At 46.2% G+C, this 13,475-nt stretch carries 12 protein-coding genes; 2 read left to right on the forward strand and 10 right to left on the reverse strand.

Going from position 1 to position 13,475, the window contains the following annotated elements:
- Positions 1–30 precede the first annotated feature (30 nt).
- The 6 genes from F0261_RS05855 to F0261_RS05880 form a co-directional block, all read right to left on the reverse strand.
- The gene (locus F0261_RS05855) at positions 31–651 is read right to left on the reverse strand and encodes an energy transducer TonB (protein WP_014977608.1); all 621 of its coding nucleotides are present in this window, start codon (positions 649–651) and stop codon (positions 31–33) included.
- Between the two features lie 18 nt (positions 652–669).
- Entirely contained in the window at positions 670–1,077 is a 408-nt protein-coding gene (locus F0261_RS05860; RefSeq protein ID WP_014951024.1) for a biopolymer transporter ExbD, read from the reverse strand.
- A gap of 2 nt (positions 1,078–1,079) precedes the next feature.
- Positions 1,080–1,466, reverse strand: a complete 387-nt coding sequence (locus F0261_RS05865) for a MotA/TolQ/ExbB proton channel family protein (protein ID WP_014951025.1) — start codon at positions 1,464–1,466, stop codon at positions 1,080–1,082.
- Positions 1,466–2,842, reverse strand: coding sequence for a MotA/TolQ/ExbB proton channel family protein (locus F0261_RS05870; RefSeq protein ID WP_171337443.1), 1,377 nt, complete (start codon positions 2,840–2,842; stop codon positions 1,466–1,468). The genes F0261_RS05865 and F0261_RS05870 overlap by 1 nt, the downstream gene beginning before the upstream one ends.
- Positions 2,839–3,615: a DUF3450 family protein gene (locus tag F0261_RS05875; protein ID WP_014980512.1), complete on the reverse strand. Its 777-nt coding sequence runs from the start codon at positions 3,613–3,615 to the stop codon at positions 2,839–2,841. Before F0261_RS05875 ends, F0261_RS05870 begins: the two co-directional genes overlap by 4 nt.
- 102 nt (positions 3,616–3,717) lie before the next feature.
- Entirely contained in the window at positions 3,718–6,009 is a 2,292-nt protein-coding gene (locus F0261_RS05880) for a FepA family TonB-dependent siderophore receptor (protein WP_171337444.1), read from the reverse strand.
- A gap of 373 nt (positions 6,010–6,382) precedes the next feature.
- On the opposite strand from F0261_RS05880, the gene F0261_RS05885 reads away from it, so the two are divergent.
- Complete coding sequence (locus tag F0261_RS05885) at positions 6,383–7,480, forward strand: alpha-hydroxy acid oxidase (RefSeq protein ID WP_014980514.1); 1,098 nt, start codon at positions 6,383–6,385, stop codon at positions 7,478–7,480.
- 57 nt (positions 7,481–7,537) lie between these two features.
- Here F0261_RS05885 and F0261_RS05890 read toward each other — a convergent pair whose 3' ends face one another.
- The 3 genes from F0261_RS05890 to F0261_RS05900 all read right to left on the reverse strand — a co-directional run bounded on the left by F0261_RS05890 (position 7,538) and on the right by F0261_RS05900 (position 11,750).
- Positions 7,538–8,218 carry a Fe2+-dependent dioxygenase gene (locus tag F0261_RS05890; RefSeq protein WP_171337445.1) on the reverse strand — a complete coding sequence of 227 codons (681 nt, stop codon included), beginning with the start codon at positions 8,216–8,218 and terminating at the stop codon, positions 7,538–7,540.
- A gap of 91 nt (positions 8,219–8,309) precedes the next feature.
- On the reverse strand, positions 8,310–10,523 hold the full coding sequence (locus F0261_RS05895; protein ID WP_014980516.1) for a TonB-dependent siderophore receptor: 2,214 nt from the start codon (positions 10,521–10,523) through the stop codon (positions 8,310–8,312).
- Positions 10,524–10,784: 261 nt separating this feature from the next.
- Complete coding sequence (locus tag F0261_RS05900; RefSeq protein WP_171337446.1) at positions 10,785–11,750, reverse strand: alpha/beta hydrolase fold domain-containing protein; 966 nt, start codon at positions 11,748–11,750, stop codon at positions 10,785–10,787.
- A 404-nt stretch (positions 11,751–12,154) separates the two neighbouring features.
- Between F0261_RS05900 and F0261_RS05905 the strand changes: the two genes are divergently transcribed.
- On the forward strand, positions 12,155–13,042 hold the full coding sequence (locus F0261_RS05905) for a TraB/GumN family protein (RefSeq protein ID WP_039234928.1): 888 nt from the start codon (positions 12,155–12,157) through the stop codon (positions 13,040–13,042).
- Positions 13,043–13,395: 353 nt separating this feature from the next.
- Here F0261_RS05905 and F0261_RS20190 read toward each other — a convergent pair.
- A partial coding sequence (locus F0261_RS20190) for a hypothetical protein (protein WP_171337449.1) occupies positions 13,396–13,475 on the reverse strand: 80 nt, incomplete at its 5' end.

Consider the following 13,475-nt stretch of genomic DNA (forward strand, 5'->3'; position numbering starts at 1 on the left):
GCGCTAAACCAGGCCTTTAATAGGCTTCTATTAGGCCTCTATAACTACAGGCCAAATAAAACGCGCCTTCACCGCTTCATCTTCTTTGTAGGGCGATGTAAATTTGCTAGCTTTAACAAAACGCATTATTTCTTTATTGAGCTCGTGATGCGGGTTCTCGACAATATCCATCAGCTTTACGTTGCCGTGTTCGTCAATAATGACGTCGAGCTTTACAATCACCCGCTTGATACCTTGCTTTTTAAGTCGCTTGGGGAAACGTATTTTGACCGGAGTCAGCAAGGTAGGCTTTGAATCCAGTTCGCTTAGCCCAAAGGCGTCCAATTCAATATCAGGCATATCCCATTGGGTTTGGGTCACTTTGACGTTTGGCATGTCGGGCTTTGGCACTTGAATATCTGGCTCAACACTTAAATCCGCCATGGTCATGGCTGCGCCACTGCCCTCTACCTGCATAACAAGCTCAGTCTCTTCCACTACATTTTGCGTTTTAGGGGGCGGCGGCGGTGGAGGCGTTACCGCAATGTCTAACTTGCGCACAACCATAGTGTCGGGCTGCAGATTAGACAAAAAGTGCCCTAGCCACATAACGCCAAGCGCACTAACGAGCACCGCACCGCTAAGTAGAGAAGGTTGAAGATTGTATTTCATTGAATTTTGCCTCGTTCGCTATGGCTTCAAAGTGGCGATATTTACCGTGTCGGCACCCGCCAGTTTGGCTTCATCTATGACTTCTACCAGTAATTCAGAGCGAACGGCTTTATCTACCTGAATGACTACTGGGCGTTGTTCTTTCATCAACAATTGCTCAACGGTAGAGCGCACACCGCTCACACCGATATTGGCACTGTCATACACCACTTCACCGGTTCGGGTAATTGCCAGCATAATGGCCATTTGATCGAGCTTTTGTGCTGATATTGCCTGTGGTTTATCTACCTCTACCCCAGTCTCTTTTACAAACACTGTTGAAACGATAAAGAAAATTAAAAGTATAAAAACCACGTCTAGTAGCGGAGACATATCAATGCCTTGCGCTTGCTGGTTTTCAAGGCGTCGCTGTAATCGACTTGCCATGTTTACGCCTCCCTTGCTACGGCGCGCTTTACCGCACCATTAACAAACATCAACAAAAGCCAGCCAGGAATAGCCAAGGTTAAGCCAAGCTGAGTGGTAAAAAGTGCATCGGCAATCCCACCAGTAACGACTTGACTATCGACACCTAACGACATCATTCCGGTGAAACTCACTTGTAGGCCTGCAATTGTGCCTAGCAGGCCCATCAAGGGAAGAGCACTAACCAGTACGGCAGGTACCATTTCTCGCTTTGTTAGCTCTTTCTCTCCATCACGCACTTGGGCTATCTCTTTGCGTGTAGTAAACAACACAAAGATTTGCTGGTAAGCAAACCATGCCACCAGCAGCATTAACCAACACAATGCATTCCCCGCTAGCTGTTCAATCATTAGCTTGCGCTCGCTTGCTTTTGACCATCACTCTTTTGGTCGTTTTTCTTAGCAACGTCTGGCTCGTCATTGCTAAGTACAAGCGCGAAACTTTCGAGCTCTTCGTAGTAATGTCGTGCTTTGCGAGAGAGTACGGCATTTAGAATTAATGCCGGTATGGCCACTACTAAGCCTAACTCTGTTGTAACCAAGGCTTTAGCGATCCCGCCAGAAATAACTTCGGGGTCGCTTGAGCCAAATGCCGTCATCATTCTAAAGGTTTCAATCATGCCGCTTACCGTACCTAGAAGACCTAGCAAGGGTGCAACGGCAGCAGTTACAGCAATGGTGCCGTTGTATTTTTCAAGCTTGATTTTGTCTTGCTGGAGTGCAGAAAACAGCTCATCGTCGCGTTCAGTTGGCGTGCTTGCACGCTTAGTTATGTCATACAACTCGCGCTGCATGCCATCAAAAAAGCCCACACCTGAACTGCCCACCATGTTCACCAGAGCTTTGCCTGATGCTACTTGCTTAACCTTCGGTAAGCGCCATAGCTGAATAACTTTAAACAGTGCGATAAGCGTAGCGAGAAGGGCAAACAACACGATAGGGATCACCCACACTCCGCCTTTCACAACATGCTCAATTACCCCTTCTGACGCTTGCTTGCGTGTAGCTGCACGGCCAAGGGTAGGATCTATTTTAATGCTGCCACTGCCGCTGCTTGCCAAGCTTGCAAGGCTTTCGGTATCCGTATCTGAAAACGTGGACGTAGAGGTAAACAGGTCTTGCTTACGCTCTGCCGTACCCGCAACGTTTTGTGCTTGCGCCAGATACCACGTCACCGGGCCAAGAGTAAGCACTTTTGCTTGGGTCACTTCGCCATTCGCCAGTACAACCTTTCCTGCACTGAAATTAGGCGTTTGTTGATTCGCAAACACTTTCGCTTTTTCACCCACTTTTTGGACTTTGTCAGACAGGCTCATTTCGCTTAATGACAGACTGTCTACACCGGTTTGAAGGAGGAAACGACTCAACAGATTTTGTTGGAACTCTTGTTGCTCGCTCCAACTCGATAGGCGATTTTCCAACTGGGAAAGACTAAGGGTTCTTTCGTCCATTTTACGGCGGGCGACCGTGGTTTCATTGCGCAGTTTCATTACCTGCTGTTCAAGCGCACGCAATTCGTTAGCCAGCGCTACCCGCTCTTTGCTAATTTTGCTTTCTGTGCGTTCCAGACGCGCTTTTGCCTCTTTAATATTGGCCAGCATGCTATCTTCAGGCGCAGCCTCTGCAGGTGCACAAACTACCGCTGCACATAAAGCAACACATGCGGCAATGAAAGAGGATTTCAAGATTGGATTAAATGTTGTGAGAACGTGAGATAAGCGTTTCATTCGCCTTCTCCTTGAGCCAGCGTAAGTGGTAAAGAAACAAAATCAGGCTCATGCTTCTTCTCGAAAATAGCAACGGCAAGGGCCACCGCTTCGCTATCTACATTGTCACTAAATTGCCACTGCCACTCGCCATTTTTAACGTGACCGGCCCCCTGATATTGACCATCGGCATTGGTAAACCACGCATAGCTGCTGCCAACAAAGAACTGCTTAACTAATACATCTTTGTCATCGGGAGCACGCATTACGGTTTCGTTAACCAGAAGTTTGCTATTGAATTGCGCAAGGGATGAAAGTTTTGCAAGGGTGACCTGAAGCTTATTTGACGTGTCAGCGTCAGCCGCTAATTCGGCTTGCTCTTTATCCCACGTCTGGCGAATAATTTCAGGCAGCGACGAGTAAAGGCTGTCTACTTGCCCTATTACTCCAGTCAATGCACGCTCTACCCCACCCTGTTGTGCTTCAAGCTCACTTTGCTCAGCAAGCAGTGCTTCTCGCTGGGCTTCCACGTCGGTGGTTGCAGCTTTACTTTCGTCAATCATACTCTGCAGCTGAGTACGTTCAGCTTTAAGTAATTGAATGCGCTGACGCAATGCAGGCTCTGATTCGCGCCACTCGTTTTCTAGCTTTTGCGTCTGGCGTTCAATGCTAATCCACTTTTCAGTGAGCCCATCAATATCGCTGGCTTTTGTCGCTGCCATCACAATACCTGATGAGGCCACGGCAAGTGATACCAGTACAAAAGAAAGCAGTGCACTTCTTTTAACTTTCATTCAAATCCCTTACATCTCTTAGCTGAATTAATGAGATTGCCGGCACGTCGATATCGCTATCGAGGCCGGCATTTTTAATGTCTTGTTACTGCTTGCTAAGTATTAGAACTGGTAAGTAGCAGACAACAAGAAGCTTCTTTCTGGTTCATTGAAAGTATTCGCCCCTGCGTTAGATGCTTGTGTACCTTCACGCTTAACGCTTTCGTTAAACAAGTTCTTAACCGACACGTTGAAGCTTAAGTTTTCGTCGAACGCGTAAATGGCGTTAATGTTGGTGATGGTATAGGCCTCGCGATCATCAGCTTCGATAACGGCGCCCGAGTTTACGCTTGCCGTAGGGCTTTCTGTCTCACCGTAGTGCTGAGCGCTAAGCACAAGCTCAAGTGCATCGGTGGCTTGCCAGCTTATTAGCGAGTTCACTGTGTAGTCAGGGACAATTGATAATGGCTGGCCAGTAGATTTATCTTCTGACTCAAGCATCACGGTAAAGTTGGTCGACCACTCAATAGTACTAGTTACAGGGAACAACAAGTTACCTTCAAGGCCAGAAATAACCGCTTCAGGAACGTTAAACCACTGGAATACCTGAACGTTTGCCTCGCCACCTTCTTCGCCAGGTAGCACATATTCTGGCGGCACATTACCGGTGCCAATTTTGTCTTTATAGTCGTTGTGGAAGTAAGTAATACCCGCATTCAAGCCCTCTTCATTGGTGTAATTAACACCAATTTCTTTGTTTACTGAGGTTTCGTGCTCTAGGTCAGGGTTTCCTAGAATATGACACCCGCCACCTAAGTTAGAGAAGTCAACTGGGCAACCATTACCTCGTGTGTAGTACACATAGTTAGGGTTTAATTGATAGAGATTTGGTGCTTTAAAAGCACGGCTAATACCACCTTGAACCACAATATTAGGGGATGCCTGCCATGATGCATTCAAGCTCGGGCTAAGGTTTGTACCCGCTTTGCTGTGATCATCAAAACGCAGTCCAGGCGTAAGCGTGATTGAATCCGTTAGCATGATGTTGTCTTCAACATACACACCTACCAACGTGGCGTCGGTTTCAGATGGACGATTTTCTGGGTCACTCTCTACGCCAGGAATAGTACCGTCATCAACCACGTTCAGAGAAAGCTGATTGCTAACTGAATCGTCTAGGGTCTCTTTGCGGTATTCCGCACCAATCGTTGCGGTTTGATTGAAACCGCCTAACGTTAAAGGCACATTCCACTCGGTTTTTGCGGTTATGTTCTCTAACTTGATGGTGGACATTTCAAGGCTATTAATACGCCCTTCAGTTCCACCGGCCGCACCTTCACCTAAACGGCTGTTAGACGTGCTTTCGTATTGAACGTAGCTAAATGAGTCGCCGAAGTCATATTCGCCGTTGTGTGTTACGCCGAACGTACGACGGTGCATCACTAGTGTTTCTTCACCAATTAGGCTCTGAGCATCAGTTTCTGCCAAATCTTCAGCGTCTGGAATGATAACGTTGCCGTTTTCGTCAACGGGGTACCTTACGCCTTGAAATGCATTGTCACCGGCATAGCGGTTACCTTGGCGGCTATAGGCTGCTTCAAAGTCCCAGCGATTAATTTCATCTTGGTCGAATCGAACAAGAGTACGCACGTCGATGTTTTCAACACCTTCACGTCCTGCCCCTACCGCTTTCGCTGTACCGCCACGTCCCGTTGTTACGTCTGTTGCGTCTAAATTTACGCGTGGGTCGTCAGCGTCCTGTTCGTTGTAGTTAACAATAGTGCGATGAGAGAAGCGCTCAGATAAAGGCGCACTTGTTACTAGGTTAAAACGACGGTTATCGCCTTCGTATTTATTTGAAGAAAGTTCGGTCTGAGCGGTGATAGAGGTAGAAGCTTCATCAGGAGATTTAGTGATGATATTGATAACACCACCTGATGCGCCAGAGCCATAGCGAGCCGCTGCTGGGCCACGGATGACTTCAATACTTTCGATAGCTTCTGCAGGAACCCAGTTGCTGTCGCCTTGTGTGTTTCGCTCGCCTGAACGACCCATTTTTACAGAATTTCGCGACAACACTGGCTTGCCGTCAATTAGAATAAGCGTGTTCTCTGGGCCCATTCCGCGAATGTCGATTTGGCGCTTGTTGCCGTACTGACCAGAACTTGAGTTACCTGTGAGGTTGATACCTGGCATGGTTCTTACGATTTCAGCGATATCATTGGTAACAGGGCGACGTTTGAAATCTTCTTCGGTGATGATAGACACGCCTTGTGCTTGTTTAAGCTCTTCTGATGCAGATTGCACGATAGTGGTATCGAGTGTTTCTATCTCTTCACTTTGCGCCAGCACACCCGCTGACAGCATGGGAAACAGGGTTCCTAACAAAATAATGCGCTTACCAGTTACAGGCATTTGATAATCCTTAATGAGTTGAGTGCTAGCCAGCTAATAGCTAGACTTTTCAATATGTTGTGTCTTGTTATGCGCAGCTTGTCTTTTCAAATGGTGATTAAACCAGATGGAAATGAAGCGCTATGTATTTGAGTTAGGGCTGCTGGTGTGATTATTGTTATTCCAAGAAAGAGCGCCCAAAAATGAGACTATCCGTAGAAATATGCGTGCCCTTATCTGTCGTAGGGTTTATTTATTGCTTTATTTCTCTTCTTGTTTGCAAGAAGTGGCTAATCATGCTCAAATCGCCCTGCATCTTAATAACAATTATTATCATTTGCAATTTAATTAATATTGAAAGGCTTTTTACTTTCTTTACATAAACCTGACGAATATGCTTAAAACACCATTGAATGCCATCCCACCGACCCTTGCTGCGCTGTCTGACTACGAGAGTTTGGCTCGTGAGAGACTTACAACCCAATCCTGGGCTTATATTTCCGGCGGTTCTGCTGACGAACTGTCAATGAAAAGAAACCGTGAAAAACTAGACGACTTATGTTTGCTTCCTCGCACTTTGTGTGACGTCGCTAAGGGTGAAACAAAAACCACCCTGTTAGGGCAGCAGTTTGAGCATCCAATAATTTCTGGCCCGGTTGCATATCAGGCACTGGCGCACCCCGATGGCGAAATAGCGACCGCGCTGGCAACACAAGCTCAAGGTGGCTTGTGGGTAATGAGCACGTTAGCCAGTCGCTCCTTTGAGGAGATACCAAGTCAGGTTCAGAGCCCTCGCTGGTTTCAACTCTATGTCCAACCTACCCGTTCACAAACCTTAGAACTCATACAAAAAGCAGAACACTTTCAGTTTTCAGCATTGGTAATTACCATCGATGCACCCATTAATGGCTTGCGCAATCGTGAGCAAAGGGCGGAATTTTCGCTTCCACCCAATGTACGTGCCGTCAATATAGATTCGACCTCTCCCTTGGTACATCCTGGAGAGGGCAAGAGCGTAGTGTTTCAGGGGCTTATGGCACAGGCTCCTACGTGGGACGATATTGCTTTTATCCAGCAAAACACGTCATTGCCCATTGTACTGAAAGGTATCCTTAATCCGTTGGACGCTCAAAAAGCAGCGGAACTTGGCGTAGCGGGTATCGTTGTGTCGAATCACGGCGGTCGCGCTTTGGACAGCGTGCCTTCACCGGTAGAGATGCTTCCTATTATTCGCCAAACGGTTGGTGATGAAATGATGGTACTGGCTGACAGCGGTGTGCGCAGAGGCGCTGACGTGGTGAAGCTCATTGCACTGGGTGCCAACGCCGTGCTTATTGGCCGGCCTTTGATGTACGGATTAGCCACGGCGGGCGCATTAGGTGTTGCTCACACTATTCGCCTTTTACGAGACGAACTTGAAATGACGATGGCACTTTGCGGGGTTGACGCTATAGAAAACATTAATAAGCACTGTTTATGGCCAGCAACTTAGTCAATTTCTTAGATAATTTCACTGCGCGATTCGCGCATTACTTGCAGGTTTACAAGCTTAGGGTTCACTCCACTGCCTTAACAGATTGTGATACACACCCGAAAGCCTGACAATTTCAGCGTTATTTGGAGTCTCGGCGCTAAGTGCCTGAATACTCATATCTAAGTCGTACAGAATACGTCGTTGTTCAGCACTTCTCACTAAACTTTGCATCCAAAAAAAGGATGCGAGTCGACGGCCCTTTGTAACAGGTGTCACTCTATGTAAACTGGTTGAAGGGTACATTACCATATCGCCCGCCGCGAATTTCACACGCTGCTCTCCATAAGTATCTTGGATTACGAGTTCTCCCCCTTCGTATTCTTCGGGCTCACTGAGAAAAACCGTCATCGAGATATCCGTACGAACCTTTACAGCAGTTCCTGCCACCCGCCTAATGGTATTATCGATATGATCGCCAAATTCTCCTTCGCTCTGATAACAGTTGAACATGGGAGGGTATATTTTGTTTGGTAATCCTGCTGCAAGAATATGCTGCGACTGACCCATCAAGCTCAAAATGAAATCTCCGAGCTGACGTGCCGTGGGAGAATCTTCAGGCAACTGCAGGTTTTTCTTAGCATGTAACGCTAAATGCCCCGCTGTTACAGCGCCATCAACCCAATCGGCTTTCTCAAGAAGCGACACAGCATCAGCAACTTCTTGTTTGGTAAGGAAGTTCTCAATTCTAACCAGCATGTTGTTCCCATTGTGGCAAAGCGAGTAAAATATAAAAAACCAGCCAGAGGTCTTTTTACCTAAGGCTGGTTTTATAATAACGAATACTCAATTAGAAAGTATAGTTAGCAAAGACAGCTACACTTCGAGGGTTCCCTGGACGGAAGTGCCCTTTAGCGCTGTAATCTACCACGTACTCTTCATCTGTTAAGTTATCAACGTTTAACTGAAGCTTTAGATCCTCTGTCACTTGATAAGATGCCATTAGGAAAAGCGTAGTGTAAGAATCGACCGTGAAATAAGCCGTATTTCTGCGCCAGTAGGTTTCACCAGAGTTGTAATAGATACCACCGCCCACATTCAGTTTGTTATGCATTGCAGCATAGTTAACCCAAATGTTAGCCGTATCATCTGGCGACGCTTGTAGACCGTTACCGATAGAATCCGCTGTCGTGTCCTGGGTAACTTCAGTATCTAAACTCGCATAGTTTGCGGAGATTGATAGTGAGTCCGTTAGCATACCTGTAACGCTGACTTCATAGCCTTTAGACTCTTGCTCACCCGCTAGCGAATACACTGTGACACCGTCTTCAATATTTTGTGAATCGACCACGTCTTTCGTAGTTTCAAATACCGCACCGCTAACAAGAAGCTGGTCGTTAAAGAACTGCCACTTAACACCAAGTTCAGTAGTTACCGCATTTTCAGGCCTTACCGCATTTTGCGCGGCGTTGGTTGATAGCGCTAACGCTACGCCAGGAGGTTGCTTGGAGTTACTACGACTAAGGTAAATACTGCCGTTCTCTGTTGGCATATAGCTCACCGCTGCACCGTAGCTAAAGTAACTATCTTGCGCATCTAAGCCATCGAAGCATCCGTTACGTCGGCTACACGCAGAACCAGAAATATCAAAATCGTCATAACGCGCGTTGATGTCTACTTGAAGGTGCTCACCTACTTTAATGGTATCTAGAAGATATAAGGCTACCGTGCTCGCTTCACCCAAAGTATCACTACCGCTGCGCGTTGTTCCGCCTGTAACAAACACGTTATTTTGCAAGTCAAAAGGGTTAATCGTTGGCGCTTCCAGGACATTACCTTGCGCATCTACATAGGTGTAATTTGCTGTCACACCAAAGCTCGTACGCTCTTCTTCAGCTATTTCTGCACCCAGCACAACACGGTGTTTTAAGGCACCTGATTCCAGCGAAAGAATGGCGTCTAGCTGTGATACAAATAAGTCGGTCTCTTCATCTAATGCTTGCAAGCGCTCAGCATTCAATAGATTAGCTTCTTCATCTGAATTCCACCATGGACGACCAATTACAGACTCTTTTTCGTTGCTACCAAAACGGGTTTGGCTACGAAGCGTTACCACATCATTTACTTTGTGATTGATAACTAAGGTGTACATTTGTGTCGACACTTCTTCGAAGTCACGGCCCGGAACACTGTAATATTCGTCCCATAAACCCGAATCTATCGGTCCTTCGGGCTGACCTGTAGCTTCTGCAGCCGCTGAAGTTAGGAAGGGAAGACCAAGCACCGGAACGTTATCCTGCTCCATCACAAATACATCAAGGTTTATGTCTGTTGCTTCATTCACTTTATAAAGTAATGAGCCCGCCACACCAGTGGTTTGGTATTCCTCAACGCCATTGTCAAAGAAGTCACCGCCATCGCTGTATAACAGGTTTAAACGGCCCGCAACATTCTCAGAAAGCTTCTTATTGTAATCCAGTGTTACACGTGCGTTTTCGAAAGAGTCATAGCGACCTGACACTGCACCAAAATCTTCAAGTCGCGCACGTTTAGTTGCTAGGTTAACGCTACCACCACCAGTAGAGCGACCATCTAAAGAACCGCTGCCGCCCTTAATGACCTCTACGGCTTCGTAATTAAAAGTATCGCGGCTGTAACCGGCAATATCGCGAATACCGTCTACATAGATATTTGAGCGTGCATCAAAACCACGAATGGTAACCTTGTCACTGGCAGACACGACGCCACCACCACCTTCACCACCACCAAAGGTTGATACGCCGGCAACATTTCGAAGCGCATCATTTAAGTTGGTAATCCCTTGGTCTTCAAGAAGACGTTCTGAAATAACATTGATCGAGCGAGGGGTATTCGCAATCGGTTGGGTGAGTTTTACTGAAGAGCTTTCATCGACTTTATAACCCGCTTCTTCGGTTGCTTGAACCTTGGTAGTTTCTAATTCGTGAATTGCTGCATTCTCTTGCTGAGCAAGTGCGGTTCCAAAAGGTATTGCCGCTGTAATCGTCAGCGCAAGTGCGCTTTTCTTTGTATTCATTTTCGTCATGAAAAGGAAGTCCCTTTAGTGCTTTTAAGTGTGTGATTAAATGCCTAAATGTACCGAGTTGAATCTTGGCACCGAGTAAAATACAGAGAGATTAAGCTAAATGCAAACTATTATTATTTTCATATGCTTTTGCAAATTTACACTAAACTGACAGTTAGAACTGATAAAACGCGGGTTGATTAAGAATAAGCACAAGCTTATATGGCTTTCTTTTTCATTGGCTAAAGGTGTTTTATAACAGTATGGTTTTGTAGAATTAAGCTAGAGATGCTGTAAGAAAAATGCCCGTAATTCATCATAAGTCATATAAGACTCTGGAGTTTCATGGGCGATGAGGTATTCCGCATGAGACAGTCCTTCCACAATCTCAAGTTGACTCGTACCGTTGAAATCGCGAATTTTTCTATGCAGACGGACTGCATCACTTAAAAAAAGATCGCGTGTTCCTGCCACGATGAAAACAGGCGGAAACGAAGTAAAGTCACCATAAATAGGCGAAACACTAGGGTGTGATAAGTCGATATTTCCAGCGTAAAGCGCTGCCGCAGATTGTAGTAGTCCTTCGTAGGTAACTAGTACACGATCAGCACCTTCATTAACTTGTCGACTATCCCCTGCCTGCGTTAAATCTACCCATGGTGTGCCTGTATAGATAGCGCAAGGAAGGCTTATACTCTCGGCGGCCAGTGATTGTATAAGCGCAAGAACCAGCCCGGCGCCTGCGGATGTCCCTCCAACGAGGATGCAACGACTGTCAACGCTATCTAAAAGCGCTAGGTATACAGCTTTTAAATCACAAAGCGCGGCAGGTGCTGGGGCATTCGGCGGCATAGCGTAATCTACACTCAATACGGTTATTCCTAACCTTGATGCAATCAATAACCCTTCTTCAATACTCGGCAAGCCGCCAAAAAATACATAGGCGCCCCCATGCACGTCTATATAAACATGGTTTTCAAAATGCGGTGACACCTCTTTCGGCGTGAGCTTACGAACTGTTACGCCGGCTATTTCCAGTAACTCCACACTGACACCTAATTGTTTGCGCATGTTCTTTACTTTTTTCTTTTGCTGCGCATTTCGTTGCTGCACGAGCTCCCGCCAACTAGCAGCATCTTGAGGTACCGTTGCCTTAACCTCTGCGATAGGTGTCGTCGGAAATTTTTCGATAGCATGCTTAAGAGCATCACTAACGGTCTGTGTTTTTGGTTCGTTAGCTTTTGACATTATTTTTGCAGTGTTAAAGTTAATAAGCAGCGAGTCGGTGTCGGGAATGTATAAATCCTACCAGCCTACACCGAATATGGAGTGCATAGCGTAACGTATTAACTCGCCCGAAGCTTCAACATATAGTTTATACCAGTCCGCACAGATAATTACCCACTCAGCGAGTGTTAAAATGTTCGCGACCGCGGCGTGTTACCGCAGGTATAGTGGTTCTGCATCAAAGTGACACAACAAAGAGTAATAAAATCTGTATTGAAGATCAGTCCTTACTTGGTTGTGCATCTGATATGATTGGAAATACTAGTCGAGCGCAGCGTGTTTTGGGGCAGACAGGAAGAATTAAGCTGCATGTAGCCAATACACTTTAAGACATCTTGGTAGAATAATTAATAAGGATATATACAATGAAAAGAATACCCCTTCGTAAATGGGCAATGGCGGCAAGTTTCGCTATTTCGGCAACAGCCTTTGCAGGAAATGTAGAGCACGACCAGACCTCGGTTTGGAAAGTGTCGAAAGGCGATGATGCGGTTTATGTAGGTGGTACAATACATATTCTGCCAATCTCTGAATTTCCATTGCCCGCTACGTTCACTGAAACCTATGAAAAAAGTGACACTTTAGTTTTTGAAGTAAAAATGCCTGCCCCAACGGATATTGAAGGTCAGCAAAAAATGATGGCTGGGCTTGCTTACAAAGACGGTAAGTCGCTTAAAGATGATGTATCAGAAGAGACCTATCAGGCTCTCAATGTTTATTTAGCCAACTTTGGCGCAACAGCCGATCAGTTAGCGCAATTTAAGCCAGGCATGGTTGCATCAATGCTGGTAGCTATGGAAGCACAACGCTCTCAGTTAGCTGGACAAGGTGTAGATGCCTACTTCATGCAGTTAGCAGCTCGCGACGGAAAAGCCAGTGAATATCTGGAATCGTTAGATTTTCAGATCAGTATGCTTGCCAATATGGGAGCCGGTGAAGAAGACCGCCTCATTTCTGAAACTTTGGAAACGCTACCAGAGCTAAAAGACATGCTTAAAAGCACCATAAAAGCATGGAGAGAAGGGAATACTCAGAAAATCGATGAACTGGTGGTAGACACATTCAAACGTGAATCTCCCGCTTCGTACGACGATGTTTTTACTAAGCGCAACCAAAACTGGCTACCTCAAATCGAAGCCATGTTTGGCGATGATGACCAAGAATTTGTCTTAGTCGGTGCTGGCCACCTAGTTGGCGATGACAGTGTTATCGCCTTATTGAAAGCGAAAGGCTACAAAGTCGAGCAAATGTAACCCCCTTGTTGCTACGGACCTTAATATCAAAGCTAGGCATAGTCCTAGCTTTTTTATGTCTATTATAGAGGGAAATCGCTCTCTAAATCTGACACCCCAGGGATGCGGTATCGGAGCTCTTACATAAAACTTTACGGCGAACTCCCTCCTCTCTCCAAAGCTTTCTGGCATACAGATTGCGGAGGGAGTGAAGCCCCATCAAAAACTCTCAGCAGCAGGGATGCTGCTGCGAAGCCGCCATGGATGGCTTTACGGCGTGTTTTTGATGGGGCTCCACTCCCGAAATTCCAAATCGCAGGCATAAAAAAAGCGCACCTAAGTGCGCTTTTTTGGCTTGTGTTGCTAAGTCTAGATTAGTCTAGGATCTTAGATACAACACCAGCACCTACTGTACGACCACCTTCACGGATTGCGAAACGAAGACCTTCTTCCA

This window comes from Alteromonas sp. 07-89-2, from assembly GCF_013113925.1.
Lineage (GTDB): Bacteria > Pseudomonadota > Gammaproteobacteria > Enterobacterales > Alteromonadaceae > Alteromonas > Alteromonas macleodii.

What these genes read in the sequence shown, in the direction of transcription:
- F0261_RS05900 (WP_171337446.1), bottom strand. Translation starts at nt 11,750, where the DNA reads ATGTCAAAAGCTAACGAACCAAAAACACAGACCGTTAGTGATGCTCTT.
- F0261_RS05875 (WP_014980512.1), bottom strand. Translation starts at nt 3,615, where the DNA reads ATGAAAGTTAAAAGAAGTGCACTGCTTTCTTTTGTACTGGTATCACTT.
- F0261_RS05890 (WP_171337445.1), bottom strand. Translation starts at nt 8,218, where the DNA reads ATGCTGGTTAGAATTGAGAACTTCCTTACCAAACAAGAAGTTGCTGAT.
- F0261_RS05855 (WP_014977608.1), bottom strand. Translation starts at nt 651, where the DNA reads ATGAAATACAATCTTCAACCTTCTCTACTTAGCGGTGCGGTGCTCGTT.
- F0261_RS05870 (WP_171337443.1), bottom strand. Translation starts at nt 2,842, where the DNA reads ATGAAACGCTTATCTCACGTTCTCACAACATTTAATCCAATCTTGAAA.
- F0261_RS05895 (WP_014980516.1), bottom strand. Translation starts at nt 10,523, where the DNA reads ATGACGAAAATGAATACAAAGAAAAGCGCACTTGCGCTGACGATTACA.
- F0261_RS05905 (WP_039234928.1), top strand. Translation starts at nt 12,155, where the DNA reads ATGAAAAGAATACCCCTTCGTAAATGGGCAATGGCGGCAAGTTTCGCT.
- F0261_RS05865 (WP_014951025.1), bottom strand. Translation starts at nt 1,466, where the DNA reads ATGATTGAACAGCTAGCGGGGAATGCATTGTGTTGGTTAATGCTGCTG.
- F0261_RS05860 (WP_014951024.1), bottom strand. Translation starts at nt 1,077, where the DNA reads ATGGCAAGTCGATTACAGCGACGCCTTGAAAACCAGCAAGCGCAAGGC.
- F0261_RS05880 (WP_171337444.1), bottom strand. Translation starts at nt 6,009, where the DNA reads ATGCCTGTAACTGGTAAGCGCATTATTTTGTTAGGAACCCTGTTTCCC.
- F0261_RS05885 (WP_014980514.1), top strand. Translation starts at nt 6,383, where the DNA reads ATGCTTAAAACACCATTGAATGCCATCCCACCGACCCTTGCTGCGCTG.